General features: G+C 75.4%; 5 protein-coding genes. 3 read left to right on the top strand and 2 right to left on the bottom strand.

What is annotated here, in order from left to right:
- On the top strand, positions 1–289 hold a 289-nt coding region (locus tag ACTUAL_RS04855; protein WP_440899404.1), incomplete at its 5' end, for an EamA family transporter.
- A gap of 1 nt (position 290) precedes the next feature.
- On the opposite strand, the gene ACTUAL_RS04860 is transcribed toward ACTUAL_RS04855, so the two are convergent.
- Positions 291–1,367, bottom strand: coding sequence for an ATP-dependent DNA ligase (locus tag ACTUAL_RS04860; RefSeq protein ID WP_440899405.1), 1,077 nt, complete (start codon positions 1,365–1,367; stop codon positions 291–293).
- An 81-nt stretch (positions 1,368–1,448) separates the two neighbouring features.
- Positions 1,449–2,237, bottom strand: a complete 789-nt coding sequence (locus ACTUAL_RS04865) for a pyrimidine reductase family protein (RefSeq protein ID WP_440899406.1) — start codon at positions 2,235–2,237, stop codon at positions 1,449–1,451.
- On the opposite strand from ACTUAL_RS04865, the gene zapE reads away from it, so the two are divergent.
- The gene (zapE, locus tag ACTUAL_RS04870) at positions 2,236–3,243 is read left to right on the top strand and encodes a cell division protein ZapE (RefSeq protein WP_096492166.1); all 1,008 of its coding nucleotides are present in this window, start codon (positions 2,236–2,238) and stop codon (positions 3,241–3,243) included. The genes ACTUAL_RS04865 and zapE overlap by 2 nt on opposite strands.
- A 69-nt stretch (positions 3,244–3,312) precedes the next feature.
- On the top strand, positions 3,313–3,450 hold a 138-nt coding region (locus ACTUAL_RS04875; protein WP_440899407.1), incomplete at its 3' end, for a DUF3040 domain-containing protein.

A 3,450-nucleotide genomic window follows, 5' to 3' on the forward strand; every position in this document is an offset into this window, starting at 1 on the left:
CCTGCCGTTCGGGATCGGCGAGGCAGGCGCGGAGCTGGTGGACCCGACGGTGCTGCTGATCGGGCTGGGGGTGGCGCTGCTGTCCTCGGTGGTGCCGTACTCGCTGGAGCTGGAGGCGCTGCGGCGGATCCCGTCGCGGACCTTCGGGGTGCTGATGAGCCTGGGACCGGCCGCGGCGGCGCTGGCCGGGCTGGTGCTGCTGGGGGAGCGGCTGGACCGGGTGCAGTGGGGCGCGGTGGCCTGCGTGGTGGCGGCCTCGATCGGGGCGACCCGCAGCGCCCGGCGGTGAGCTAGCGGGCCTGCCTGACCTCGCCGCGCAGCACGGCGGCCAGGTCGTACCGGGCGGGCTGGTCGAGCTGGTCGTAGCGGCAGGAGGCGGCGTCCCGGTCGGGGCGCCAGCGGCGGAACCGCCCGTTGTGGCGCAGGCGGGCGGGTGCGGCGCCCTCGGTCTGGCTGTAGGAGACCTCCAGGACGCGCTCGGGGGTCAGCGGGGTCCAGTCGGACTGCTTGCGCCAGCGGTTCTCCTCCCCCGGCGAGCGGCGCCCGTCCGACTGCCCCACCCAGGGGTGCTCGCCCCCGGTGATCAGCGGGGACAGCTCCTCGGCCAGCGCCCGGCGCTCGGCCGCCTTGAACGAGCCGACCACGCCCACGTGGTGCAGCACCCCGGCGTCGTCGTGCAGGCCGAGCAGCAGGGAGCCGACCGCCGTGCCGGGTTCGGTGTCCTTGTGCCAGCGCAGCCCGGCGACCACGCACTCGGCGGTCCTGGCGTGCTTGACCTTGACCATGGCCCGCTTGCCCGGCAGGTAGGCGCCTGCCACCGGCTTGCCGACCACCCCGTCCAGGCCCGCGCCCTCGAACAGGCCGAACCAGCGCCGCGCGAGCCCGACGTCCCCGGTGCACGGGGTCAGGTGCAGCGAGCCGGACGGCGTGATGACCTCCTCGAGGGCCGCCCGGCGGTGGGACGTGGGCCGGTCGAGCAGCACCTCGTCACCGAGCGCGAGCAGGTCGAACGCGACGAACCCCGCCGGGGTCCGCTCGGACAGCAGCGCGACCCGGCTCGCCGCCGGGTGGATCCGCTCGGTGAGGGCGTCGAAGTCGAGCCGCCCGTCCAGGGAGACGACCAGCTCGCCATCCAGGACCACGCGGTCCGGGAGCGCGGAGTCGCGCAGGGCGGCCTCGACCTCGGGGAAGTACCGGTTCAGCGGCTTGCCGCCGCGGGACTGGAGCACCACGTCGGCCCCGTCGCGGAACACCAGGCACCGGTACCCGTCCCACTTGGGCTCGAAGAGCAGGTCGTCGGTGGTGGGGAGGTCGTCCGCGCTCGTGGCCAGCATCGGCTGCACGGGCGGGGTCAGCGGGAGCGGCACCCGGCCATCCTGCCCCCGCGCGGCCCGGCGCGCAGCGGCGCCGGGAGGCCGGGTTCGGCGCCGCGCCGGACGGCGCGGGCGCTACCGGGACCGCGTGTAGCGGAGCATCAGGTAGCCCTCGTCGTGCAGCGCCGAGGACAGCTCCATACCGCGCGGCACCGCCGACGGCACGCCCACACCGATCCGGCCCGCGCCGCCCGCCACCAGCAGCGGGGCCACGGTCAGGCACAGCACGTCCACCAGGTCGGCCGCGATCAGGGACGCGAACAGGGCGGGCCCGCCCTCGCAGTCCACCCGGCGCAGGCCGCGCTCGTCCAGGGCGCGCAGGGCCAGCGCGGGGTGGACCGACGACTCGCCCGCCACCACCACGTCCGCCCCGGCCTCGGTCAGCTCCGCCCGCCGCCGGGCGGGGGCCTCCGAGGTGGTCAGCACGATCGGCGGCACCAGGGTGTCCGTGAGCAGCGGTGAGTCCGGCTCCAGCGAGCACCGGCCGCTCACCACCGCGATCGGCGGGATCGGGGCCAGGCCCAGCCGCGCCCTGCGCTCGGCCCGCGCCTTCCCGGCCACCACGCCCCGGTAGCCCTCGGCCGCCGCGGTGCCCGCGCCCACCAGGACCACGTCGGCCAGGTCGCGGCCCAGCGCGAACACCTTCTGGTCCGCCGCGCCGCCCAGGCCGCCGGAGCGGCCGTCCACGGTCATCGCCCCGTCCGCGCTGGCCACGAAGTTCACCTGCACCCACGGGCGGTCGAGCCCGGACGGGTGGTCGTAGAGCCGTTCCAGCTCCGCGTCCGTGATGTTGCTCTCCGCGCCGCTCCCCGGCCACAGCTTCTGCACCGACCCATCCCAGCACGGCGTTAGGCTCCCCGCCATGCCCGCCCCCAGCCTGGTCGAACGCGATCCGCAGGTCGCACCGGACGAACTAGTCGGGGCGATGGTCCCGCCGCCGCACTTCGACGCGGTCCGCTTCGACACCTACGCGCCCAACCCGGACGAGCCCAGCCAGGCCGCGGCCGTGGCTGCCTGCGCGGAGTTCGCCCGGCGGATCGGCGCGGGCGGCGAGCGCAAGGGGTGGCTCGGGTCGCTGTTCGGCAAGCGGGACAGCGGGCCCGCGCCGGGGCTGTACCTGGACGGCGGGTTCGGGGTGGGCAAGACGCACCTGCTGGCCTCGCTGTGGCACGCGGTGCCGGGGCCCAAGGCGTTCGGCACGTTCGTCGAGGTCACCAACCTGGTCGGTGCGCTCGGGTTCGTGGAGACGGTGCGCAGGCTCGGCGGGCACCGGTTGCTCGCGATCGACGAGTTCGAGCTGGACGACCCCGGCGACACCATGCTGGTCGGCAGGCTCATCAAGGAGCTGACCGAGGCGGGTGTCGCGGTCGCGGCCACCTCCAACACGCTGCCGGACAAGCTCGGCGAGGGCCGGTTCGCCGCCGCCGACTTCCTGCGCGAGATCCAGAAGCTCGCGGCCCGCTTCGAGGTCGTCCGGGTGGACGGGCCCGACTACCGGCACCGGGGGCTGCCCGACGCGCCCGACCCGATGAGCGACGCCGAGCTCGTCGCCAGGGCCGGGGCCACGCCCGGCTCGACCCTGGACGACTTCGACGCGCTGTGCGCGAAGCTCGCCAAGGTCCACCCGTCCCGCTACGGGCGGCTGCTCGACGGCGTCACCGCGGTCCACCTCAAGGGCGTGCACGCCGCCCCCGACCAGTCGGTCGCGTTGCGCCTGGTGGCTCTCGGTGACCGGCTCTACGACCGGGACATCCCGGTCGCCGTGTCCGGGCAGCCCCTGTCGGAGCTGTTCACCGAGGAGATGCTCACCGGCGGTTACCGCAAGAAGTACCTGCGGGCGGTCTCCCGGCTGGTCGCGCTGTCCCGCTGATGGACGAGTGTCGGCGCGCCTCCCGCCGGGTACTCGTGCGGGGCCTGGGAGTCCGCGGGAGGAGCGCCGATGCTGAGCGAGCGGGAACGCAAGACGCTGCAGGAGATCGAGTCCAGACTCGCGGGGGAGGAACCGGCGCTCGCCTCCGCGCTCGTCGACGGCAAGCCCGCCAGGCCCACGATCGGCTACGCGCTCACCGCCGCGTTC

It is taken from the genome of Actinosynnema sp., assembly GCF_052038725.1.

Bases quoted from the DNA above. Each gene is read 5' to 3' on its own strand.
- zapE (WP_096492166.1), top strand. From the start codon at position 2,236: ATGCCCGCCCCCAGCCTGGTCGAACGCGATCCGCAGGTCGCACCGGAC.
- ACTUAL_RS04865 (WP_440899406.1), bottom strand. From the start codon at position 2,237: ATGGCGGGGAGCCTAACGCCGTGCTGGGATGGGTCGGTGCAGAAGCTG.